The organism is Roseibium sp. AS2 (assembly GCF_038900065.1).
Lineage (GTDB): Bacteria > Pseudomonadota > Alphaproteobacteria > Rhizobiales > Stappiaceae > Roseibium.
Genome location: NZ_JBBMQN010000003.1, coordinates 250,779 through 272,931, shown reverse-complemented (window position 1 = coordinate 272,931; position 22,153 = coordinate 250,779). Strand labels below are relative to the sequence as shown.

General features: G+C 63.3%; 21 protein-coding genes. 10 read left to right on the top strand and 11 right to left on the bottom strand.

Annotated features, from left to right (window positions below):
- Window positions 1-101: 101 nt before the first annotated feature.
- The gene (locus WNZ15_RS10215; protein ID WP_342892866.1) at window positions 102-1,361 is read right to left on the bottom strand and encodes an ABC transporter substrate-binding protein; all 1,260 of its coding nucleotides are present in this window, start codon (window positions 1,359-1,361) and stop codon (window positions 102-104) included.
- A gap of 118 nt (window positions 1,362-1,479) precedes the next feature.
- Here WNZ15_RS10215 and WNZ15_RS10210 point away from each other — a divergent pair, with 118 nt between their 5' ends.
- The 8 genes from WNZ15_RS10210 to WNZ15_RS10175 all read left to right on the top strand — a co-directional run bounded on the left by WNZ15_RS10210 (window position 1,480) and on the right by WNZ15_RS10175 (window position 10,427).
- Window positions 1,480-2,268 (top strand): IclR family transcriptional regulator, encoded by a 789-nt coding sequence (locus tag WNZ15_RS10210; protein WP_342892865.1) that lies wholly within the window; start codon window positions 1,480-1,482, stop codon window positions 2,266-2,268.
- 26 nt (window positions 2,269-2,294) lie between these two features.
- The gene (gene ugpC, locus WNZ15_RS10205; protein ID WP_342892864.1) at window positions 2,295-3,356 is read left to right on the top strand and encodes a sn-glycerol-3-phosphate ABC transporter ATP-binding protein UgpC; all 1,062 of its coding nucleotides are present in this window, start codon (window positions 2,295-2,297) and stop codon (window positions 3,354-3,356) included.
- Window positions 3,357-4,218: 862 nt separating this feature from the next.
- Window positions 4,219-5,418 carry a substrate-binding domain-containing protein gene (locus WNZ15_RS10200; RefSeq protein WP_342892863.1) on the top strand — a complete coding sequence of 400 codons (1,200 nt, stop codon included), beginning with the start codon at window positions 4,219-4,221 and terminating at the stop codon, window positions 5,416-5,418.
- 606 nt (window positions 5,419-6,024) lie between these two features.
- Window positions 6,025-6,810, top strand: coding sequence for an ABC transporter ATP-binding protein (locus tag WNZ15_RS10195; protein ID WP_342893197.1), 786 nt, complete (start codon window positions 6,025-6,027; stop codon window positions 6,808-6,810).
- Window positions 6,807-7,535: an ABC transporter ATP-binding protein gene (locus WNZ15_RS10190; protein ID WP_342892862.1), complete on the top strand. Its 729-nt coding sequence runs from the start codon at window positions 6,807-6,809 to the stop codon at window positions 7,533-7,535. Before WNZ15_RS10195 ends, WNZ15_RS10190 begins: the two co-directional genes overlap by 4 nt.
- Window positions 7,532-8,560, top strand: coding sequence for a branched-chain amino acid ABC transporter permease (locus tag WNZ15_RS10185; RefSeq protein ID WP_342892861.1), 1,029 nt, complete (start codon window positions 7,532-7,534; stop codon window positions 8,558-8,560). Before WNZ15_RS10190 ends, WNZ15_RS10185 begins: the two co-directional genes overlap by 4 nt.
- Window positions 8,561-8,574: 14 nt before the next feature.
- Complete coding sequence (locus tag WNZ15_RS10180) at window positions 8,575-9,636, top strand: branched-chain amino acid ABC transporter permease (protein ID WP_342892860.1); 1,062 nt, start codon at window positions 8,575-8,577, stop codon at window positions 9,634-9,636.
- On the top strand, window positions 9,633-10,427 hold the full coding sequence (locus WNZ15_RS10175) for an alpha/beta hydrolase (RefSeq protein ID WP_342892859.1): 795 nt from the start codon (window positions 9,633-9,635) through the stop codon (window positions 10,425-10,427). The genes WNZ15_RS10180 and WNZ15_RS10175 overlap by 4 nt, the downstream gene beginning before the upstream one ends.
- A 7-nt stretch (window positions 10,428-10,434) precedes the next feature.
- Here the strand turns inward: WNZ15_RS10175 and WNZ15_RS10170 are convergent, their stop codons facing one another.
- The 10 genes from WNZ15_RS10170 to hemA form a co-directional block, all read right to left on the bottom strand.
- Window positions 10,435-10,680, bottom strand: a complete 246-nt coding sequence (locus WNZ15_RS10170) for a hypothetical protein (RefSeq protein WP_342892858.1) — start codon at window positions 10,678-10,680, stop codon at window positions 10,435-10,437.
- On the bottom strand, window positions 10,677-11,462 hold the full coding sequence (locus WNZ15_RS10165) for a hypothetical protein (protein ID WP_342892857.1): 786 nt from the start codon (window positions 11,460-11,462) through the stop codon (window positions 10,677-10,679). Before WNZ15_RS10165 ends, WNZ15_RS10170 begins: the two co-directional genes overlap by 4 nt.
- Window positions 11,459-12,526, bottom strand: coding sequence for a Rieske 2Fe-2S domain-containing protein (locus WNZ15_RS10160; protein ID WP_342892856.1), 1,068 nt, complete (start codon window positions 12,524-12,526; stop codon window positions 11,459-11,461). The genes WNZ15_RS10165 and WNZ15_RS10160 overlap by 4 nt, the downstream gene beginning before the upstream one ends.
- Window positions 12,523-12,717 (bottom strand): hypothetical protein, encoded by a 195-nt coding sequence (locus WNZ15_RS10155; RefSeq protein ID WP_342892855.1) that lies wholly within the window; start codon window positions 12,715-12,717, stop codon window positions 12,523-12,525. The genes WNZ15_RS10160 and WNZ15_RS10155 overlap by 4 nt, the downstream gene beginning before the upstream one ends.
- Window positions 12,714-12,950, bottom strand: coding sequence for a hypothetical protein (locus WNZ15_RS10150; protein WP_342892854.1), 237 nt, complete (start codon window positions 12,948-12,950; stop codon window positions 12,714-12,716). Before WNZ15_RS10150 ends, WNZ15_RS10155 begins: the two co-directional genes overlap by 4 nt.
- 80 nt (window positions 12,951-13,030) lie before the next feature.
- The gene (locus WNZ15_RS10145; RefSeq protein ID WP_342892853.1) at window positions 13,031-15,007 is read right to left on the bottom strand and encodes a thiamine pyrophosphate-binding protein; all 1,977 of its coding nucleotides are present in this window, start codon (window positions 15,005-15,007) and stop codon (window positions 13,031-13,033) included.
- Between the two features lie 23 nt (window positions 15,008-15,030).
- On the bottom strand, window positions 15,031-16,647 hold the full coding sequence (locus tag WNZ15_RS10140) for a glutamate synthase-related protein (RefSeq protein ID WP_342892852.1): 1,617 nt from the start codon (window positions 16,645-16,647) through the stop codon (window positions 15,031-15,033).
- Window positions 16,648-16,695: 48 nt separating this feature from the next.
- Complete coding sequence (locus WNZ15_RS10135) at window positions 16,696-17,949, bottom strand: cation:proton antiporter (protein WP_342892851.1); 1,254 nt, start codon at window positions 17,947-17,949, stop codon at window positions 16,696-16,698.
- 122 nt (window positions 17,950-18,071) lie between these two features.
- On the bottom strand, window positions 18,072-18,848 hold the full coding sequence (locus tag WNZ15_RS10130) for a DUF1194 domain-containing protein (RefSeq protein WP_342892850.1): 777 nt from the start codon (window positions 18,846-18,848) through the stop codon (window positions 18,072-18,074).
- Window positions 18,849-19,046: 198 nt separating this feature from the next.
- Entirely contained in the window at window positions 19,047-20,264 is a 1,218-nt protein-coding gene (gene hemA, locus WNZ15_RS10125; protein WP_342892849.1) for a 5-aminolevulinate synthase, read from the bottom strand.
- Window positions 20,265-20,656: 392 nt separating this feature from the next.
- Between hemA and WNZ15_RS10120 the strand changes: the two genes are divergently transcribed.
- Window positions 20,657-21,328: a TetR/AcrR family transcriptional regulator gene (locus WNZ15_RS10120; protein WP_342892848.1), complete on the top strand. Its 672-nt coding sequence runs from the start codon at window positions 20,657-20,659 to the stop codon at window positions 21,326-21,328.
- A gap of 46 nt (window positions 21,329-21,374) precedes the next feature.
- Window positions 21,375-22,127 carry an enoyl-CoA hydratase/isomerase family protein gene (locus WNZ15_RS10115; RefSeq protein ID WP_342892847.1) on the top strand — a complete coding sequence of 251 codons (753 nt, stop codon included), beginning with the start codon at window positions 21,375-21,377 and terminating at the stop codon, window positions 22,125-22,127.
- Window positions 22,128-22,153 lie beyond the last annotated feature (26 nt).

Below are 22,153 nucleotides of genomic sequence, written 5' to 3'. Positions count from 1 at the left end.
TTGGAACTCGTGTTGGGTCGGGAGGCCTCGTTCGGGCACCGGAGGAGAAAAGGGCAGGGACAGGGTGCGGAGGCACCCTGTCCCGTTCCGGCCGACTGGGCCTATTTGTTGATGCGCTCGCGGGTGCGGTCGAGGCGGGCCAGGATCTTGTCCAGATTGTCCGGCTTGACCATGAACTCCTGCAGGCCCTCCATGGCGACCTTGGCCATTTCGGCCGGGGCGTCACGATCGAAGAACTGGGCGACGCCGCCCGGAGAATTCGTCGACAGCATTTCAAAGCCCTGCTCGAGGAACTTGTCCTTGTCCACGGACGACTTCGCATTGACCGGCAACTGGCCGAGATGCTTGCCGTCGTTGATCCAGGTCTGCACGTCCGCCGAGGCCATGAATTTCAGGAACTCGCGGGCGTTTTCCTTGTTGGTCGCGTTGGCCGGAATGTGGAAGGTGTCGGTCGGCGCGTCTTCCGCCTTTTCGACGCCGGGCGTGATTTCCACGAACTGGTAGAAATCGAGCTGGTCGTCGGTAAGGCCCGCATCGCGCAGGGGCGCGACGGCGAAGTTGCCCATCAGGTAGGCGGCCGCATCGCCCTTGACCATGAACGGCAGGGCTTCCTGCCAGGAGTAGGTCTGGTGGTTGTCGATGAAGGCGCCCATGTCGATGAGCTCACGCCAGTTGGCGAAGGTTTTGCGGACTTCGTCCGACTGCCAGGAAGCCTTGCCGGTGAGCAGGTCCATGTGGAAGTCGAAGCCGTTGGTGCGCATGTTCATGTAGTCGAACCAGCCGCCGGCGGTCCACAGGAACTTGGTGCCGATGGTGTAGCACTTCTTGCCGGCGTCGAGGATCTTCTGGCAGTTGGCCTTTTCCTCTTCCCAGGTCGCCGGCTCGGCGAGGCCCAGTTCGTCGAAGATGTCCTTCCGGTAGTAGACGCCCCACTGATAGTAGGTGTAGGGCACGCCCCACTGCTTGCCGTCGATGGTCATCGCGCCCTTGGTGGAGGCCAGGTTTTCGCCGAGTTCCGTGCCGTCCCACAAGTCGGAGACATCCTCGAACAGGCCTGCTTCCACGTAGGGACGCATGCGGTTGGCCGCGTACCAGGTGGCGACATCCGGCGCGTTGGCGGTCAGGAAGTTGCGGATCTGGGTCTTGTAGGCTTCCCGGTCGATCACCGTGGTCTCGATGGTCAGCTCCGGATTCTTCTCGCCGAACTGGGCAATCATCTCTTCCATGGTCGCGCGCGGCGCCGGGTTTGATGTGTCCAGGAAAATCTTCAGGTCGCCGGTCAGGCCGTCGGCGGATGCTCCGCCAAGGGTCGCCGCCAGAACGGCAAGTACCGCTCCGGACGTTTTCAGCATGGAACGCATGGTGTCCTCCCTAGTTGTTCCATTATGTGAAACTTAGTTTTGTATATTGATACTTTGATCCGGCCGGGTTACGTTGTCAACAGGTCCGGCACAAAGAAACGGACCGCGGGAGGAAAGCATGAACAAGCAGGTGGGCGGAGCTGGCGGCGACGGAACGGTCGGCAAGGCTCTTGAGGTTCTGGACCAGGTGGCGGCTGTCGAACGGCCGGTGCGGTTTTCCGAACTCCTTGGCGAAAGCCCGCTTCCCAAGGCAACGCTTTACCGTCTGCTGCAGACGCTGGTGAGCCAGGGAATGCTGGCCTATGACGTTGATCAGCAGACCTATACCCTCGGCATCCGGCTGGTGCGCCTTGCCCATGCGGCCTGGCGGCAAAGCTCGATCGCGCCGATCGCGCGGCCCTTTCTGACCGCGCTGTCGGAGACGGCCGGCGAGACGGTGCATCTGGCCCAGCTCGACAGCGGCCAGGTGCTTTATGTCGACAAGCAGAACCCCTCCAACGCCGTCGACATGTTTTCCCAGGCCGGCAAGGTCGGCCCGGCCTATTGCACGGGCGTCGGCAAGGCGCTGATGGCCTTCATCGATCCGGGCGAGCTCGATCATGTCATCCGCAAGCAGTCGTTCTATGCCTATACGCCCGCAACCCTCGCCAGCGAGGCCGCCCTGCGCACCGAGCTGGACACCATCCGCCGCGACGGCGTCGCCTTCGACCGGGAGGAACACGAACCCGGCATCATCTGCATCGCCGCGCCGATCCTGAATTCGAAGGGCCGGCCGGTCGGCGCCCTGTCGGTGACCACATCCACACAGCGCAAGAGCCTGGAAGAGCTGATCGAGGTGCGTCCGGCACTTCTTCAGGCCGCTTCCGGCATTGCCGCGGCAGTCGAGGACTGGCAGTTCCCCGCCTGAGCCATATTCCAGGGAGTTAACGTTTCATGTCCGGTGTCACACTGACGAAGGCCGTCAAGAAATACGGCGATATGCAGGTCATCCACGGGGTCGACCTTGCAATCGAGGACGGCGAGTTCTGCGTTTTTGTCGGGCCAAGCGGCTGCGGCAAGTCCACGCTGCTGCGTATGATCGCAGGTCTTGAGGAGACGACGTCGGGCGCGATCGGCATCGGCGGCCGCGACGTGACCCGCATGGACCCGGCCGAGCGCGGCATCGCCATGGTGTTCCAGACCTACGCGCTCTATCCGCATATGAGCGTTGAGGAAAACATGGGCTTCGGCCTGAAGATGAACGGCCATCCGAAGGCCGACATTGAGGCCAAGGTCGCTGAGGCCAGCCGCATCCTCAAGCTCGACCCGTACCTCAAGCGCAAGCCCAAGGCGCTGTCCGGCGGCCAGCGCCAGCGCGTCGCCATCGGCCGCGCCATCGTGCGCGGCCCGGAAGTGTTCCTGTTCGACGAGCCGCTGTCGAATCTGGACGCGGAACTGCGCGTCGACATGCGCGTGGAGATCGCCCGCCTCCACAAGGACATCGGCGCCACCATGATCTACGTCACCCACGACCAGGTCGAGGCGATGACGCTCGCCGACAAGATCGTCGTTTTACGCGGCGGCATCATCGAGCAGGTCGGCTCGCCGATGCAGCTTTATTCCGACCCGGACAACAAGTTCGTCGCCGGCTTCATCGGCTCCCCGGCCATGAATTTCGTGGAAGGCATCGCGGAAGACGGCACGGTTACCATCGCCGCCTTCGGCGACGCCACCGTCCCGGTCTCCGTCGCGCTGCCCGCAAACGGCAAGAAAGTCCTCGTCGGCCTCCGCCCCCAGCACCTCCATGTCACCCCGGCCGCCGACGGCGCCCGCGTCGACCTGTGCGAACAGCTCGGCGGGGTGGCGTACTCGTATCTCGTGTGCCCGACGGGGGAGCGGGTGATCGTGGAAACGAAGGGGGAGGAGGCGCCGGTTTCGGAAGGCACGGTTGCGGTCAGTTTCGAGCCGGGGGCGGCGCTGTTTTTCGATGCGGAGACGGAGGGGAGGTTGTGGTGAGGGAGAAATGGAAACAGACCAAACCTGGCCAAACAAGCAGCTCTTCCTTGAGTCGTTTGACTTCCTGAATTTTGAAACCCTTTCTCTGCGATGTCGTCGTGTCGCACTCGTCGTGATGATCAAGGCAGAGAAATGCTAGATTTTCTGGGGTAGGGTTCGATCTGTTGCGATCTGAATGGGCGATTTGGCCCGACCTAATTTCCGTGTCTCGATTCAGCGCAAATCAGACGCAGCATCTCCTGCGGCATTCGAGAAGCTTGGAAGTCTCATTCTCCGTCGGCATTCGTGCTCTCGCCATTGTCTTTCGCTTCCCCCGAAAATTCTGAGTTCAGCCGTCTGACGGCGGATCGCAACGTTCGTTTCTGTAGACGCCAGACTCAATTGACGCTGACACGGGGACTTTTATTTTCACGCGCCCACACTCAGATCATCAGCCGTTCACCAGTTTGTTCTTTCTTGAAAGTGTTCGCTCCGCTCACGCTGACATGCTGGATTCCGGATCGGCGCGCAGCGTAGGCTGCGCTTGTCCGGAACGACCGCGGGTGAGGTTGGGAAATGCCAATTGCGCAGTGCCGTCCTGGCTCTGGTCCGGGACGGCGCGGGGCGTTTCCGGAGATGTTCTCGGGAGGCGTTGATGTTACTGTCTGCGTGAACAGGCAGTCTGGGGCCGCCGGGGTCGCTGTACCGCAGTTTCAGACACTACCCGCATCCCAGACCCCGCCCACGCGCCAAACCTTCTCCCTTGACATGAATACTGATTCATGTGTCATATAAATCTGCGTCAGGCGCCATCAAGGCTTTGCGCGGGCTGTGGGAGCGGTCTGTGGTAGGGTTGGCCTGAGGTGCAACGGGAGGAAAATTCATGAGGAAATGCGTTACACGCCGGGTGCTGCCGGTGCTGGCCGGACTGGGTCTGGGGCTGGGCCTCGGGGCCACGGGGGCTTTGGCGGAGGACATCAAAATCGCCCATGTCTATGGCAAGACCGGGCCCTATGAGGCCTATGCGAAGCAGTCGCATACCGGGCTGATGATGGGGCTGGAATATGCCACCGACGGCACCATGGAAATCGGCGGCCGCAAGATCGTGGTGATCGAGAAGGACAGCCAGCTGAAGCCGGATATCGGCAAGGCCGCTCTGGCGGAGGCCTATGGCGACGACGAGGTCGACATTGCCGTCGGGCCGGTGTCCTCCGGCGTGGCGCTGGCGATGCTGCCGGTGGCCGAGGAATACGAAAAGCTGCTGATCGTCGAGCCGGCGGTGGCCGACTCAATCACCGGCGCCAACTGGAACCGCTACATCTTCCGCACATCGCGCAATTCCTCGCAGGACGCGATCGCCAATGCCGTTGCGCTGGGCGGGGAGGGTGTTTCCATCGCGACGCTGGCGCAGGATTACGCCTTCGGCCGGGACGGGGTCGCCGCGTTCCGGGAAGCGCTTGCCGGCACCGGCGCCGATCTGGTGTTCGAGGAATACGCGCCGACCGACACCAAGGACTTCACCGCCAACGCACAGCGGATTTTTGACGCGCTGAAGGACGCGCCGGGGCGCAAGTTCCTGTTCGTGATCTGGGCTGGCGGCGGCAACCCGATCAGCAAGATCAAGGCGATGGAGCCCGAGCGCTTCGGGGTCGAGATCGCCACCGGCGGCAACATCCTGGCGGCCATGAAGGCCTACAAGGAACTGCCCGGCATGGAAGGGGCGACCTATTATTATCACGAGATCCCCGACAACCCGGTGAACGACTGGCTGGTGAGCGAGCATCAAAAGCGCTTCGACGCGCCGCCGGACTTCTTCACGGCAGGCGGCATGTCCGCCGGGATCGCCATCGTCGAGGCCATCCGCAAGGCCGGGTCCACCGACACCGAAGAGCTGATCACCGCGATGGAAGGCATGGAATTCGAAACGCCGAAGGGCACGATGATGTTCCGGCCAGAGGATCACCAGGCTCTGCAGTCCATGTATCACTTCAAGATCCGGGTCGATCCGGAGGTGGAGTGGGGCATTCCGGAACTGGTGCGTGAATTGAAGATCGGCGACATGGATATCCCGGTTCGCAACTAGGGGGCGGGCGGGGCTGTCTCCCGGATGCGCCGGTGCATCTGGCTTGTCCGGGGCGGCCCTCTTCTGGTGTCACCCCGGACAAGCGAAGCGCAGAACCGGGGCCTGCTCGCAGCGCATCTTGTTGAAAAAGTGCGACGTTTAAAGTCTGACGTTTTCGGCCGAGTTTCTCCATTGCGCCTGCTCTCTGGAAATGAGTAGGCCCCGGGTCTCGCTCCGCTCGCCCGGGGTGACATCCGTATTTGCGGCGCGCGGCGACGTGGATCGGTGACTGCTCGGAGGGCGGAGAAGGCGTTGGGGATAACGGCGGGCGCCACACACTTCGGCGCCTTCCCCGGCAAGCGCAGCGCCGACCGGGGATCCATTGGTTTGCAGAGCTTTGGAGGCTTGGGCTGGACGGCGATGTGGAATGGATCCCCGCTCGGGGGCGGGGAAGGCGCTGGGGATAATGGCAGGCGCCATGCCACGCTCCGGGGCTTCGGCAACGTGGCTCGGGTCCCCGCACGGGCGCATGCTGTCAGCCTGGCATCCATCGCTTGATCGACGCCTCTCGCAATGTTGAAATCGACGGGCCGTGCCCCTCCCTCAATCTCGAACCCGGAATTCCTTATCTTGGCCAACGAACATCCCATTCTGGAAACGAAGGACCTGAGCATCCGCTTCGGCGGGCATGTGGCGGTCGACCGTGTGTCCTGTGCCTTCGAGCGGGGCACGCTGACGGCGATTGTCGGGCCGAACGGCGCCGGCAAGACCACCTATTTCAACCTGATTTCCGGCCAGTTGAGCGCCACCTCCGGCACTGTTCTTTTGAACGGCGAGGCGATCACGCGGATGTCCGTGCCCGAGCGCACGGACCGGGGCATCGGCCGGGCGTTTCAGCTGACCAACCTGTTTCCCAGTTTGAGCGTGCGCGAGAACGTGCGGCTGGTGGCACAGGCGAAGGCGCGCAAGGGCTTCGATCTCTTTTCCATCGCCGAAAGCCATGTGGAGCTGCTGGAACGGGCCGATCATGTGCTCAGCGAAGTCCGGCTGATCGACAAGGCGGAGCAGACCGTCGCCGCGCTCTCCCATGGCGACCAGCGCAAGCTGGAGGTGGCGATCCTGATCGCGCTCGGGGCGCAGGTGCTGATGTTCGACGAACCGACCGCCGGCATGAGCGTCGACGAGGTGCCGGTGATCCTGGAGCTGATCCAGAAATTGAAGGCCGACATGGACCGGACCATCCTCCTGGTCGAACACAAGATGGACGTGATCCGCACGCTCGCCGACCGCATCATCGTGCTGCACAACGGCGCGCTGGTCGCCGACGGCGATCCGGCGGAAGTGATCGCGCTGCCGGTCGTGCAGGAGGCGTATCTCGGCAAGGCGCCGGAAACGTCGGGAGAAGCAGCATGAGCGCGGATATTCTGCTGTCGCTGTCCGGCGTTCACACGCATATCGGCCCCTATCACATCCTGCAGGGCGTCGATCTTCAGGTGCCCGAGGGCGGGGTGACGGTTCTGCTGGGGCGCAACGGCGCCGGCAAGACCACCACCTTGCGCACCATCATGGGGCTTTGGACCGCGAGCCAGGGCGACATTCATTTTGCGGACCGGGAGATCACCCGGCTGGCGACGCCGGAAATCTCCCGGCGCGGCATTGCCTTCGTGCCCGAGGACATGGGCATCTTCACGGATCTGACCGTGGCGGAAAACATGGTTCTGGCGGCGGCATCCGGGCCGATGGACGGCAAGCGCCTCGCGTGGATCAAGGAGCTGTTTCCGCCGATCGGCACCTTCTGGAATTCCTCCGCCGGCACGCTGTCGGGCGGGCAGAAGCAGATGCTGGCGGTTGCCCGGGCGATCATCGAGCCGCGCCGGCTGATCCTGATCGACGAGCCGACCAAGGGGCTGGCGCCGGCCATCATCAAGGCGATGACCGATGCGCTGCGCGACCTCAAGGACACCGACACCACCATCCTGCTGGTGGAACAGAATTTCGGCATGGCCTCCAGCATCGGCGACACGGTCGCGGTGATGGATGACGGGCGCATCATCCATTCAGGGCCCATGCAGGCGCTGGCGGGTGATGCCGCCTTGCAGGAAAAACTGATGGGACTGAGCCTGGAGGCACATCAATGAGCGAGACATCGATCAAACCCCGGCTCGAGAAGATCCCCCTCGGCGAGCGGGTCTTTCAAAGATTGCCAGTCCTGCTGGTGCCGCTGCTGGCGGTGACCGGTCTGATCGCCATCGGCAATCCGGCGAGCTGGCTGACCCTGACGGTGGCGGGCCTCGCCATGGGCATGATGATTTTCATCATGGCTTCGGGCCTGACCGTCGTTTTCGGCCTGATGGACGTGATCAATTTCGGCCATGGCGCTTTTGTCGCCGTCGGGGCTTTCGTCGGCTTCACGGTGCTGGCCTGGCTGGCGGGCTGGACGGCCTCGCCCAGCGTTATGATGAACCTGGCCGCCGTGCTGATCGCCATTCTGGCGGCGATGCTGGTCACCGGGCTTTTGGGTCTTGCCTTCGAGCGGGTGATCGTGATGCCGGTCTATGGCGAGCACCTGAAGCAGATCCTGGTGACCATGGGCGGGCTGATCGTCGCCCAGCAGATGATCCATGTGGTCTGGGGGCCGGACGAGATGCATCTGTCGCGGCCCGAGGCGCTGCAGGGGTCCTGGGTGATCGGCGATGCGGCCATCGAGAAATACCGGCTGCTGGCGGTCGGCATCGGCCTGGCGCTGTTCGTGGGCATGCGCCACATCCTGAAGAACACGCGGATCGGGCTGCTGGTGCGGGCCGGCGTGGAAAACGGCGAGATGGTCGAGGCGCTCGGCTACCGGGTCCGCCGCCTGTTCCTGATCGTGTTCATGACCGGATCCGCGCTGGCCGGTCTCGGAGGCGTCATGTGGGGCCTCTACCAGGAGACGATCACCGCCCATATGGGCTCCGACATCATGGTGCTGGTGTTCATCGTGGTGATCATCGGCGGGCTCGGCTCCGTGGAAGGGTGCTTCATCGGGGCGCTGCTGGTCGGCCTGCTGGCCAATTACACGGCCTTTCTGGCGCCCAAGGTGGCGCTGATCTCCACCATCGCGCTGATGGTGGTGATCCTGATGTGGCGGCCCCAGGGGCTTTATCCGGTCGTGAAAGCGAAATAGGGGAGATACGGACCATGCTGACCAGACTTCTCTCCGGCGACACGCCGCGCAGCGGGCTGCTGACCGTGCTGCTCTTGATCGTGCTCGTTTCCCTGGCTTTCGCGCCGTTCCTGTTTCCCGGCACCAGGTCGCTGGAGACGGCGGCGCGGATCTGCATCTTCATCGTGCTGGTGGCGAGCTACGATCTGCTGCTCGGTTATGCCGGCATCGTCTCCTTTGCCCATACCATGTTCTTCGGCATCGGCGCCTATGGCACCGCGCTGGCGCTCGCCACCACCGGGCCGAGTTACGGCTCGCTGATCTGGGGCACAATGGCGGGGGCCGTGGTGGCGGCCGTCTTCGCGCTGGCCATCGGTCTGTTTTCGCTGCGCGTGAAGGCGATCTTCTTCGCCATGGTGACGCTGGCGGTGGCGAGCGCCTTCGCGGTGTTCGTCTCGCAGATGTCCTGGCTGACCGGCGGCGAGGACGGGCTCAACTACAAGATCCCGCGCGAGCTGACGCCCGCCTTCAAGCTGGTCAAGGAAAAGGTCTTCGGGGTCAGGATCAACGGCAAGCTGCTGGCTTACTATCTGGTGTTTTTTGCCTCAACGATCCTGTTTCTGGTGATGCTCAGGATCGTCAATTCACCGTTCGGGCGCACGCTCAAGGCGGTGCGCGACAATGCGTTCCGGGCGGAGGCCATCGGCTACCGGGTGGTCTGGTACCGGACCACCGCGACCGTGCTGTCGGCGGTCATGGCGGCGCTGGCCGGGTCGCTGCTGGCGATCTGGCTGCGCTACACGGGACCGGCGACCACGCTGTCGATGGAAATCATGATCGACATTCTGCTCATGGTTGTGATAGGTGGCATGGGCACGCTTTACGGAGCGGTGCTCGGAGCCACCCTGTTCATCCTGGCGCAGACCTATCTGCAGACCCTGATGGGCGTGGCGGCGGAGGCAACCGGCGCGGTGCCGTTCGTATCGACACTGATCGCGCCCGAGCGCTGGCTGCTGTGGCTGGGCGTGCTGTTTATCCTGTCGGTCTATTTCTTTCCGTCCGGGATTGTCGGGCGACTACGGGCTGGGCGTGTGTGAGCGAAAATCTGCTGTATATCCGGGATGAAGGCACGGGCAGGCCTGTGGTCCTGCTGCACGGCTGGGCCTGTCCCGGGCGGTTCCTTGAAGGTCAGATCGACGCGCTCAAGGCAGATGCGCGCTGCATTGTTCCGGATCTCCCGGGCCATGGAAACACCGGTGACCGGCTTCCCCTGACGATTGAGGCTTCGGCGGACGCGCTTCACGATTATCTGTGCGCTCAGGATCTGCGCGAGGTGGTGCTGTGCGGATGGTCGATGGGGGCCCTGGTGGTCTATTCCCTGATCGAGCGGCATGGCGCGGAGCGGGTCTCCTGCGTCGTCACGATCGACATGTCACCGAAAGTCCTGAACGACGCCGACTGGCCGTATGGAACCAGCAATGGTCTCACCCGCGAAATCAACACGGTTGTCCTGGAGACCATGGTTGCCGAGTGGCCCGGTCTGCCGGCCCGGATCGCCCGCCGGCTGTTTGCCGCCGGCCATCCGGTGGATCCGGAACTCATGGCGTTCGCGCAAGACGAGATCGCCAAGGGCGACCCGGTTCTGCTCAGGCGGATGTGGGCGTCGCTCACGGAGCAGGATTTTCGCACGCTGCTGCGCGCCTTCCCCGTGCCGCTGCATCTGGCAGCGGGGGCCGGCAGCCAGCTTTACAATCCGGCCATGATCCGCTGGCACCGGGACAATGTGCCGGAGATCCACGTGCATGAATTCGCGCAGTCCGGCCACTCGCCCCATCTGGAAGAGCCGCAAGCGTTCAACCGCCTGCTGCTGGACCTGCTGCACGGGTAGTCCGGGATCAGGGCTGCCGGCCATTGAGCCTCGATTTCACGAACCCGATAATCCGGTCGAAGAACGTCAGCGCCAGGAACACGGCGAGCAGACCGACGAAAAACCTGAGATCGGTCAAAAGCGTGCCGCGCGCGAACTCCCGGGCGCCCGTGTTGGCATAGGTCCAGACATAATAGACGGCGGCCACAAGACCCAGGGTCATGACCAGAGACGTGAGCACGGTTCGCCAGCGGGGCTGTTCGGATGCGCTCATTTCAGCACTCTCGCGGTTGCCGGATCCACCTTGAAGATCATCAGGTCATCCAGTTGCTCGATGTCGCCCTCCACTTCGATGTAGAGCGCAAGCAGGGGATCGAGGTCGTCGCCGAGCAGATTGCCGTTGCTGTCCGCCAGCAGGAAGAAGTTGCGGCCCGCGACCGGACCGGAAGATACGAAGACCGGAGGAATGCCGCCGGTGAGGCAGAGATCGGCGCAGGCCTTGTGGGCGAGGCCGCGACCCGGCCGCATCGCACCGGCATAACACTTGCCGTCGCAGATCTCGCCGGTCAGTTTCCAGCGGCCGAGCGGGACGGGGTCGGACAGGTTGAGTTCGCCAGTGTCCCCGGAAGCGTCTCCGGAAGTGTCCCCGGCAGAGGCTTCCACCTTGCCGACCTGGATCATGGTGAGGTCGCCCCGGCTGACCGGCACGCCGCGCAGGGTCACGGTCTGGTCTGCGAAACTTTCCGCCTGATCGAACACGCCGCGCTTTCCCTGGCCGGCGAGCATGTAGCTGCGCGCGGGGCTCTCGCCGTCCGCGGGCACACGGAAGACCGGGTAGGGTCTGAGTTCCAGCATGCCGGTTTTTTCGAACCGGTCGCCCCACCGGAAGCCGCCGTTGCCCGGATCGTTCTGGGTCGACGACAGCGCAAGGGCCGCGAGCCCCAGGCCGCCTACGAAGCACACTGTGAAGATGGAAAGAAAAACCACCAGTGGTCTCGGCACCGCATTGAGGTAGCCGACGAAAAACGGCGCGTCCCTGGTTTGTCTCCAGCTCATGGGGTGTCTCCGAATGTGACCGGGTCGACATGGGTTCCGGGCGGCAGGGCGTTCGGGTCGAGCAGGATGGTCGTGCCGATCAGCTTCAGACGGTAGGTCGAAATCTTCTCGGTGAAGGGGGCCGGGGCGCGGCCGTCGGCGAGATTGTACTGGTAGCCGTGCCAGGGGCAGGTGATGCAGCCCCACAGCACCTTGCCTTCGCCGAGCGGTCCGTTCTGGTGGGCGCAGACATTGGTGATCGCCGACAGTTTGCCGTCATACTTGAAGATCGCCACCCGTTCGTCGCCGGACAGGGACACAACCCTGGCGCAGTCGGTGTCGATGTCGTCCAGTTCGCCGGCGACGACCCAGCCCTGCTGTTCCAGCGAGGCTTTCGCGGTCGCCTCGCCGCGGTCCCGGTTCGCCTCCATGCGCCCGGTTGCGAAATGCAGGCCGGAGACCACGACCACGCCGGCCGCAACGATCGCGGTGAACACCGGGTCGCCCGGCCCCTGCAAGGCGCCAAGCGCCACATGCAGGACCACGAAGGCATAAGCGGCATAGACCGCCATGTGCAGCGTCTTCCAGACCGGGGCGCCCAGAAAGCTCAGCCAGAAGTCGTGGCTGGTGGCCGCCAGCACCAGCAGGATGATCAGCGCCGCGAGGCCGAAAGCCTCGAACGGAAAGCCGAGGATCTGGCCGAAGCTGGTGTTGGAGGAAAGCAGGGCGACATACTGGTCTGTCGGAGAGAAATTGAAATACCAGCCGAGCACGTAGTTGGCGTGGACGGCCGCGATGCCTGCGGTCATGACGCCGAAGTGACGGCGGTTATAGAGCAGCGGCAGGAAGCGCCGGTCGAGCCGCGCCAGCGGACCGATGCACAGGATCACGGTCAGCATCAGGAAGGCGCAGCTGCCGAAGGCGCGCATCCTGAGGATTGCCCCGTCGATGGGCCTTGTGACATCCTCGTATGACGGGCCGACACGGATGAAGAGATACAGATACAGCGCCACGGCAATCAGCAGGACGGCGTCATAGACGATCTTGTTGCGGTTCCAGATGACCGGTGTGTATTGAACACTCACTGAGGGGTCTCCTGGGTGGTCTCCGGGTCGATCTCCGGGGCGGCGATGCCGGCCGGCGCCTCGATCAGGATTGCCGGCCGGTCTGCGGGCGGCGTCTGGCGCAGGGCAAGAACCGTGAAAAACGCCAGGGGCAGCAGGATACCGAGGGCCGTCCAGATCCGGGCATGGGCGGTGCGGTGGGCGCGTTTCATCCTGCGTCCTTTCCTTTGTTTTCCGGCCCGGATCTTTCAAGCGCGATCCAGCGGTAGAGCACCAGTGGCCAGATCAGGCAAATGCCGGGGATGAGCAGCGGCCGGAAGGCATGGGACCCGCGCGCGGAGGGCTCCACCCGGTCGATGCCGACGACCAGAAACAGGGCGGCGACCACGCCCCCGGCCATCAGGTAATAGCGGCCGATGTCGATCAGAACAGCTGCGGTCTGCATATGTGTTCCAAGGCCTCCTCAAACACCTGTTCACTTGTCATCCTTGACCTCGCAAGGACGCGTTTCCTCGTGTCCCCGGCTCAAACCAGGTCCGCGTCGGTGATGATCTCCACGAGCGACGGGCCGTCGTGAGCGATCGCGTCGGCGATGGCGCCGTTCAACTCGGCGGCATCCGTCACCCGGTGCCCCTGACCACCGCAAAGCCGTGCGAAGGCGGCGAAGGACGGGTTGGCCAGGCCGGTCTCCCAGACCGGCCACTCGCCGGAGCGCTGCTCCTTGGAGATCTTGCCGAGTTCGGAGTTGTTCAGCAGAATATGCGTAATGTTCATGCCATATTTCACGGCGGTGGTGAACTCCATGGCGTATTGGCCGAAACCGCCGTCGCCGGAAATCGAGATCACCTTGCGGCCCTTGTAGTCGGCGAAATCCTGGGTCGCGCACCAGGCGCCGATCGCTGCCGGCAGGCCGAAGCCGATTGACCCGAGATATCCGGACATCAGGATGCGCTGGCCGCGCGGTTCGAAATAGCGGCCGAAGGAATAGGTGTTGTTGCCGACGTCGACGGGAATGATCGCATCTTCCGGGCAGAGTTCGCCAAGGGCCTTGAAGATCGCGGCCGAGTGAATGCCCCGGCCCTGATCTTCCGTCAGCCGCCGCTCCTTTTCCTCGCGCCAGATCGCCCATCGCCCGGAAAGCTCCGCGATCTGGTCCGGCGCGTCGCCGGGCCTGGCAACCCGGTCCGCGATGGCCTCGCAGAACCTGCCGATCTCGCCCCAGACCGGCAGCGTGACGGGATGGAACTTGCCGAGCTGCATGCGCTCGAAATCCACCTGGATGATCGGCTTGTAGGGTGCAATCCCGGTATGATTGGCAAAAGAGGAGCCGAGGGAGACGATAAGGTCCGCCTCGTTCATGAACCAACTGGCGATCGGGGTGCCGGACCGGCCGAGGACACCGGCTGCGAGCGGGTGGCTGTCGGGGATGAGCCCCTTGCCCTTGAAAGTGGTCAGGACCGGCGCGCCGATCCGTTCAGCCAGCGCAATCACCTTGTCGCGGACGGTTCTGGCGCCATAGCCGAGCACGATGGCAGGACGCCTGGCACCATTGATGAGATCTACAGCCCTGGCAAGGTCGTCGGAGGAAGGTGTTATCTGCGTGCCGCCGAGGCGTCCGTGCGGACCGGCGGCCTCCTTGGCGCTGGGCAAGGTCTGGACATCGTCCGGGAAGATCAGGTGGGCGACATCGCGTTCGACCATTGCGGTTTTCAGCGCAAGCGACATGAGTTCGGCGTGATTGGACGTCGCCAGCACCGGCTGCGAGAAGCGCGACACGGCGTCGAAGGCGGATTTGAGGTCGATGTCCTGGAAGGCGCCCGGGCCGAAGACCTGGGTCTGCACCTGGCCGGTCAGCGCCAGCACCGGTGCACGGTCGACCTTGGCGTCCCACAGGCCGGTCAGAAGATTGGTCGCACCGGGGCCGGCTATGGTCAGGCAGGCAGCGGGTTTGCCGGTCAGCTTGCCATAGGCAGAGGCGGCAAAGGCCGCCGCACCCTCGTGGCGGATGCCGACATAGCCGAGTTTGCCCTGGTTCACCTGTCTGCGGATTGCGTCGGCCAGACCCAGATTGGAATGGCCGACCATGCCGAACACGCGTTTGACACCCCAGTTGACCATGGTTTCGGTCATGACATCGGTGACCGTGCGTTCGTGCTCCGGTTCCGGCTCGAGGCCGACGAAGATCTCGCCGTCCTCGATTTTCAACGGGTAGAGTTTCTGGCCGCTGTCCTCGTGGCCGCCGGGAGGCGTGCCCGTCAACGGGTCGAAATCCCAGCCGTGCCAGGGACAACGGATCCAGCATTTGCCGTCGCTGCCCTTTTCGATCGAACCTTCGCCGAGCGGCCCGCGCTGATGCGGGCAATGATTGTCCATCGCAGCCCACCGGCCGTCGAAATGGGACAGGCAAACGGATGTGGTGCGGGCGGTAACCGTCTTGACCCGGCCCTCCGGCAGATCGTCGATCTGACCAACCCTGATCCAGTCGAGGTCGTGCGCGTCCATCGTCTTTCCTCCTCGAGTGGCCATCATGGCCGAGTGACACCGCCATAGGCAACCCCGGAAAGATCCGCCATTTCCCGTTTCCAGGTGGTCAGATCCTCCGGGCAGAACCGGTTGAGATGGGAATAGCCGCAGGCGCGGGCCATCACCTGCATCAGCTCAACCGAGGCATCGAAGAAATTGGTGAGCTGGCGCGCGGATTTTTCGATCTGCAGCCGGTTCACCAGATGCGGTTTCTGGGTGGCGATGCCGACGGGGCAATTGTTGGTGTGGCAGGCACGCATGGCAATGCAGCCGATCGCCTGCATCGCCGAATTGGAAAGGGCGATTGCATCGGCGCCGAGCGCAAGCGCCTTGACGAAGTCCGCCGGCTTGCGCAATCCGCCGGTAATGACCAGCGTCACATCGGACCGGCCCAACCGGTCCAGATGCCGGCGGGCGCGGGCGAGCGCGGGAATGGTCGGCACGGAGATGTTGTCGCGGAAAATGATCGGCGCGGCCCCCGTACCGCCGCCGCGGCCATCGAGGATGATGTAGTCGACACCGACTTCCAGCGCCGCGTCGATGTCCTTTTCGATGTGCTGGGCGGAGAGTTTGTAGCCGATCGGAATGCCGCCCGTGCGGCTGCGCACCTCGTCGGCGAAGTCCTTTACCTCCGAGCACTCGGTCCAGTCCGGAAAGCGCGGAGGCGAGATCGCATCCTCGCCTTCGGCCAGGCCACGAACCTCGGCGATCCTGCCCTGCACCTTTGCGCCGGGCAGATGCCCTCCGGTGCCGGTCTTGGCGCCCTGGCCGCCCTTGAAATGAAAGGCCTGGACCTTGTCGAGCTTGTCCCAGGAAAACCCGAAGCGGGCCGAGGCGAGTTCGTAGAAATACCTCGAACAGGCTTGCTGCTCTTCAGGGAGCATGCCGCCTTCACCGGAGCAGATACCGGTACCTGCGAGTTCCGCGCCACGGGCAAGCGCGACCTTCGCCGGCTCCGACAGCGCACCGAAGCTCATGTCGGAAACGAAAAGCGGGATCCTGAGCCGGAGCGGTTTTTGCGCATTCGGTCCGATCACCACATCGGTGCCCACCGGATCGGCATCCAGAAGCGGAAAGCGCTGCAACTGGGCGGTGAGGATCTGGATGTCATCCCAGTCGGGCAGTTCGGCGCGCGGTACACCCATGGCGTCGACCTTGCCATGATGCCCGGTCTTGGAAAGGCCGTCCCGGGCATATTGCTGGATCAGGCCGTTGTAAGGCTCTTCCTCAGCGCCGTGGCTGGGATCGGCATAAAGGCCGAGATAGCCCTCACGGTCGAATGGCTGCGGGTTTTCCTCCGCCCAGGCGGTAATTTCATCCTCGTCGACGAAGATGTCGTCGTTCTCGACCCAGCACGCAAATTTCGGCAGGGCCTCGGAATTGTTGTATTCGGAAACGCCGCTGTCGAGGCGGTAGTCCCAATAATGCACACCGCAGATCAGGTTCTTGCCGTCGACATAGCCGTCGGACATCAGTGCACCGCGGTGCAGGCAGCGGCCGTAGAAAACCGAGACCTCGTCGTCAAAGCGGACGACCACAAGGTCGACATCGGCCACGAGCGCATATTGCGGCTCTCTGTCGGGTAAAGCGCTTAAAGAGGCAACTACTTGTCTTTTCATGATTCCTCCGGCTAACGGCGTTTCCGCCCTGGCAGTTGATTGTTCCAGTTATCGTTGTTCGGCTGTAGGCTTAGGCCGCATCGGCGGCACGGTTTTCATTTCGGCGGCGCCTTCATTTTCCGACATGCGCGCGCCGTACCACCTGGAGAGCGGCACGGCTGTGACACCGTGCAGGACGGCACTGATCCACACGGCGTTGACGGCAAGATTCAACAGATACTCGCCGATCTCGTGATCGAGCTGATCGACGACCAGCAGGGCAAACAAGGCGGTTGCCAGCCCGCGCGGGCCGAACCAACCGAAAAAGAGTTTGGTCAGCGGTGCCGCATCGGTGCCTGTCAGCGACAGCCAGATCGCCAGCGGCCGGACGATGAAGAGGCTGGTCAGGATGATGGTGAGCATCCTTCCATCGAGATGAGCGACTGCGTTCGGTACCAGCGCAAGTCCGATCAGGAAAAAAGCGCCCCAAGCCAGCATCTGGCCTTCGCTTTCCGTGAACTCGAAAATGAAGGCACATTGGCCCTTGATGACATTGCCGAAGAAAAGCCCGGCGACAAAGGCGGAGATGAAGCCGTTGCCGTCGACCATTGCAGCCGCCAGATAGGCGCCGCTGGCCATGGCGAGGGCGCCGATGCCCTCGATGGTTGCCGAGGTCATCTTGCGCCGCTTGGCCGCCAGGAACATGACGCCGCCGACGGCTCCGATGAGGCCGCCGACGAGCGGTCCGAAAAGGAGCTGTTTGGCACCGAACAGCAGCCAGTTCGTTGCCTCGGGTTGCATCATTTCGCCAACGAGGCTCGCAAACAGCAGGATGACCGGCAGGGCCATCCCGTCATTCAGGCCGCTTTCCAGGGTCAGCGCCCGGCGGACGCGTTCCGGCACGGCCTTGTTGGTGACGACCGCCTGGCCGAGCGCCGCGTCCGTGGGGGCTAGAAGGGCCGCAGCGAGCGCCGCAACAAGGATCGGCATGGGCGAGAGCAGCGGCGCGGCGACCGCCGTGCCGATCACAACTGCCAGCGGCAGGCCGATCATCAGCATGCGCAGCGGCCACTGATGGCGCTGTCGCAAGGATTTCAGGTTGATCTGCGCGGCATCCAGAAACAGCAGGATAATGAGGGCGACTTCTGCAACGATGTGCAGGAGATGTTCGGCATCCTCAAAGGGAAACATTCCGGTCTGAGCCATCACATAGCCGAACCCGATGAACAGGATTGGCGCAGTGAGAATGCCGTTGGACAGGGTTTTTGCCAGCAAGGTGTAGCAGACGGTAAACATCGCCAGCATCAAAAGACCGGTGGCCATAAAAAATATCTCTCTCCCAAAGCCCTCGGCGGCATTAGGGCAAGACGGCACCGCCAACTCAAATCACAAGCAGATGACACTCCCGTGTGGCAACCGTGAAATTCCCGGAGGGTTTTTTAAATTCACTGTCGGCGAGCCGGGACCGTATCGACTGTTTTTTCCTCCATGCGTAGCCGCGCCGTCCGCTTGAGGATGCGCCGGGAATCCTCGGGCCTGGCGGCGATTTCAAGGATCAGTTTCTTGCGCACGGCCTCGGCGAAGGTCCCGGCGCTGTCGGCAGTGACCACGAACGAGGCCGGGCCGCCGATGATCTCCTGGAAGAAGCGTTCTTCGAGATCGTAGGAGACCGGACGCCCGGAGCAGTGCCGGCACAGGACGGCCAGGCCGTTGATGACGATCCCGGAGGACACGACGGCCTCCCTTGCCTCCGCAATGGTCGGCCCGTTCCAGTTGTTGGCGCTGTCGGCGGAGAGATCGATGACGCGGCGAAGCCCTCTGTGGCCGTTGCCGTCGATCAGGTCCTTGCCTTTCAGCAACGCGGCGCCGATGGCGTTGCGCCCATAGGCGCGCCGCGGCGCGGCCATGAGCTTTTCGGCGAAGGCTTCCGCAGGGACCGGACCGTCGATCACCGTCCAGTCGACCACGACATCCTGGGAGAGCATGTCCGCCCATTCGACATAGGTGACGGCGATCTTGCCGTAGATGTTGCTGGAAATCGCCTTGAGCACCGACGGGTCGGTGATCGCCTCGGCATAGCCGCGCCGCTGGAACCGGATTTCCGCCTCGTCTATAGACCCGGTCGCATCGGCGAGCAGGACGAGTTCCAGGTCAACGTCTTCTGACCGAGAGGCCGATGTGGCCAGAAGCCAGCAGGCAAGAAAGGCAAAAAGTATCCGCATCGGCGATGCTCCCCGTGAACTGGCTCTCAAAGGGTAGCTAGGGCAGGGGCGGGATCTGGAGAAGAGGTGACGGCAAAATCCCTGAAGTCATTGCGGACCGGGGTTCGGCTTGGGGCACACGCGTCCGGAACGGCGGAGGCGAAAAAAAACCCGCCCTCCGGAGGAGAGCGGGTTTCACAAACAGCAGTCCTGACGGGTTTACGCCACGGCCCGGGCGAGAGCGCATTGCGACCAGAGGTCGTTGATGGCATCTGCGAGGTGTTCGATGTCTGCGGCCGTGTGCAGCGGCGTCGGCGTGAAACGCAGGCGCTCGGCGCCGACAGGTACCGTCGGATAGTTGATCGGCTGGACATAGATGCCGTAGGTCTCCAGCAGGATGTCGGAGATCCACTTGCACTTCTTGGCGTCGCCGACCATCACCGGAACGATGTGGCTCGGGTTTTCCATGTGCGGAATGCCGCGCTTGTCGAGCGCCGCGCGCACCTGGGCGACACGGTCCTTGTGTGCCTTGCGCTCGAACGGGCTGTCTTTGAGATGGCGGATCGAGGCCGTCGCGCCGGCGGCAAGTGCCGGCGGCAGGGCGGTGGTGAAGATGAAGCCGGAGGCAAAGGAGCGGATGAAGTCGATCACCGTCCTGGTGCCGGTGATGTACCCGCCCATGACGCCGAAGGCCTTGCCGAGCGTGCCTTCGATTATGGTGAGCCTGTCCATCAGGCCCTCGCGCTCGGCGACGCCGCCGCCACGCGATCCGTACATGCCCACGGCGTGTACTTCGTCCAGATAGGTCAGTGCGCCGTATTTGTCGGCGACGTCGCAGAGCTCCCCGATCGGCGCGATGTCGCCGTCCATGGAATAGACGCTTTCGAAAGCGACCAGTTTCGGGGAGTCCGGGTCATCGGCGGCCATCAGGCGTTCCAGATCGGCGACATCATTGTGCTTGAAGACACGCTTTTCGCAGCGGGCGTGGCGAATGCCCTCGATCATGGAGGCATGGTTCAGCGCGTCGGAATAGACGATCATGCCCGGGACCTGGGAGGCAAGCGTTCCGAGCGCCGCCCAGTTGGACACGTAACCTGAGGTGAAGATCAGGGCCGCTTCCTTGGCGTGCAGGTCGGCGAGCTCGTTTTCCAGGAGAACGTGATAGTGGTTGGTGCCGGAAATGTTGCGGGTGCCTCCGGCCCCGGCGCCGCATTTGGAAATGACATCCTGCATGGCCGAAACGACCTTGTCGTTCTGGCCCATGCCGAGATAATCGTTGGAGCACCACACAGTCACATCCTGAACGGAGCCGTCCTCGCGGTAGCGTGTCGCGCGCGGAAAGTCGCCGGCCTGACGTTCGAGATCCGCGAAGACGCGGTAATTCCCGTTGTCATGCAATTTGCCGAGGCGTTCTTCCAGATACGCGTTCACGTCCATACTCAGGATCCTCTCTTCGCCGGCGTTCGCCGCAAGCGCCTCTCCCCAGGCCCGCGCGACTCTTCAGTTCCGCGCGGTATGTTAATCTCCGGAGCCCGTCTTTTCGTCCGCAACCAGAGTAGCAGCTAATTTATAGCCATTCAAAACTGCATATCAATGTTTGTGCCTTGATCAAGGTCAAATCACACGCTGCGGCCAAACGCCCTAGGTCATAAACTCACAAAAAACATGCATTCAGCTTAGGTAGGAACCTGTTCGATCGCGCGCCGGTAGGATTGCCCGGGGGAATCACTTTTCCGTCTGGTCCGGTCGAATTTGAAGAAGTTTCTTGCTTTCAATCCGCAAACATGAATACTGGTTCATGTTTCGATGGTTTCGGGAGGATACAGGACGTGCGCAAACCGGCCGACGAGGCAGACATGCCGATCAGGGCGGCGGGTAAAACCCCCAAATCCGGCCATCCAAAAACGGGCCATCCAAAAACGGGACAGCCCAAGACCGCGCGCGGGGAAGCCACGCGCCGCGGAATTCTTGCCGCTGCCGAACGGGTCATTGGCGAGAAGGGCTACAACGACGCCTCCATCGGCCATATTACCAGCGAAGCCGGTGTCGCCCAAGGCACATTCTATATCTATTTCACCACGAAAGAGCAGGTGTTTTCGGAGCTGGTTCTGGAAATGGGACGGCTGGTCCGCCACACCATCGCAGAGGCGACCCAGGGCATCGGCAACAGGCTCGAAGCCGAAAAGGCCGGCCTCCGTGCTTTCCTGGAATTCGTTCGTGCGCACCCCGATCTCTACCGGATCGTTCAGGAGGCCCTGTTCGTGGATCCGGACGCCTATGAAGCCTATTATGTGACCTTCGCGGCCGGATACCGGACCGGGCTTGAAGACGCCGAGGCCGCCGGGCAGATCTCCGCCGGCGATCCGGAGACCCGTGCGTGGGCGCTCATGGGGATCGCCCGCTCGCTCGGCGAACAGCTTGTGGTCTTCAAGTCCGACAAGCCCATCGAAGCGCTGGTCGACAGCGCCTACGACCTGATTGCCAACGGCATCAAGCCTTGAAGCCGGAACCCGTGAGGCGCGTAAGATGAGCCTGGTGGAGACCGAAATGCGAAAAGGCGCCGTCTGGCTTTGGCTGAACCGGCCCGAACGGCACAATGCGCTGGTGCCGGCGCTGGTGGACGATCTGCGGGCCGCCATCGCCGCGGCAGCCGAGAGGGACCCCGCGGCCCTGGTCCTGTCCGGGCGCGGTGACAGCTTTTCGACCGGCGGCGACCTGGACGGATTTCTGGACCATGCGGGATCGCGGGATCAGCTCAGGTCGTACGCGGATCTCCTGGTTGGCGGTCTGCACGAGGCCATTCTGGACCTGCTTGCCTTTCCGGCGCCTGTCATGGCAGCGGTCAACGGCCCTGTCACGGGCGGGTCGACCGGGCTGATGCTGGCCGCGGATCTTGTGGCCATGGCGCAAGACGCCTTCGTGCAGCCCTATTACAGCATGGTCGGTTTTGGCCCGGACGGCGGCTGGACGGCGCTGCTGCCGGACCGGATCGGCACGGCGCGTGCGCTGGCGATCCAGTATCGGAACACGCGCATCGGCGCCGCCGAGGCACAGGAGTTGGGACTGGTATCGGGAGGCGGTCCGGCGTCCGGGCTTGCGGGCCTGATCGACGACTGGGTCGGCGATCTCGGCAAGGGCTACGCGCAGACCCATCAGGCGACGCGGCAGAGCATATGGGATGCGCGGCGGCGCACAGATGTCCGTCAGCGGCTCGACCAGGAAAAGAACCGGTTTCTGGATCTGATCGGCCGGCAGGGGGCTTTGGAAGGTATGAAGGATTTTACAAGAAGACGCGCCTGAGGCGCGTCGGCGAGGTATGCTGTCAG

Bases quoted from the DNA above. Each gene is read 5' to 3' on its own strand.
- WNZ15_RS10215 (WP_342892866.1), bottom strand. From the start codon at position 1,361: ATGCGTTCCATGCTGAAAACGTCCGGAGCGGTACTTGCCGTTCTGGCG.
- WNZ15_RS10210 (WP_342892865.1), top strand. From the start codon at position 1,480: ATGAACAAGCAGGTGGGCGGAGCTGGCGGCGACGGAACGGTCGGCAAG.
- ugpC (WP_342892864.1), top strand. From the start codon at position 2,295: ATGTCCGGTGTCACACTGACGAAGGCCGTCAAGAAATACGGCGATATG.
- WNZ15_RS10200 (WP_342892863.1), top strand. From the start codon at position 4,219: ATGAGGAAATGCGTTACACGCCGGGTGCTGCCGGTGCTGGCCGGACTG.
- WNZ15_RS10190 (WP_342892862.1), top strand. From the start codon at position 6,807: ATGAGCGCGGATATTCTGCTGTCGCTGTCCGGCGTTCACACGCATATC.
- WNZ15_RS10185 (WP_342892861.1), top strand. From the start codon at position 7,532: ATGAGCGAGACATCGATCAAACCCCGGCTCGAGAAGATCCCCCTCGGC.
- WNZ15_RS10180 (WP_342892860.1), top strand. From the start codon at position 8,575: ATGCTGACCAGACTTCTCTCCGGCGACACGCCGCGCAGCGGGCTGCTG.
- WNZ15_RS10170 (WP_342892858.1), bottom strand. From the start codon at position 10,680: ATGAGCGCATCCGAACAGCCCCGCTGGCGAACCGTGCTCACGTCTCTG.
- WNZ15_RS10165 (WP_342892857.1), bottom strand. From the start codon at position 11,462: ATGAGCTGGAGACAAACCAGGGACGCGCCGTTTTTCGTCGGCTACCTC.
- WNZ15_RS10155 (WP_342892855.1), bottom strand. From the start codon at position 12,717: ATGAAACGCGCCCACCGCACCGCCCATGCCCGGATCTGGACGGCCCTC.
- WNZ15_RS10150 (WP_342892854.1), bottom strand. From the start codon at position 12,950: ATGCAGACCGCAGCTGTTCTGATCGACATCGGCCGCTATTACCTGATG.
- WNZ15_RS10145 (WP_342892853.1), bottom strand. From the start codon at position 15,007: ATGGACGCGCACGACCTCGACTGGATCAGGGTTGGTCAGATCGACGAT.
- WNZ15_RS10140 (WP_342892852.1), bottom strand. From the start codon at position 16,647: ATGAAAAGACAAGTAGTTGCCTCTTTAAGCGCTTTACCCGACAGAGAG.
- WNZ15_RS10135 (WP_342892851.1), bottom strand. From the start codon at position 17,949: ATGGCCACCGGTCTTTTGATGCTGGCGATGTTTACCGTCTGCTACACC.
- WNZ15_RS10130 (WP_342892850.1), bottom strand. From the start codon at position 18,848: ATGCGGATACTTTTTGCCTTTCTTGCCTGCTGGCTTCTGGCCACATCG.
- hemA (WP_342892849.1), bottom strand. From the start codon at position 20,264: ATGGACGTGAACGCGTATCTGGAAGAACGCCTCGGCAAATTGCATGAC.
- WNZ15_RS10115 (WP_342892847.1), top strand. From the start codon at position 21,375: ATGCGAAAAGGCGCCGTCTGGCTTTGGCTGAACCGGCCCGAACGGCAC.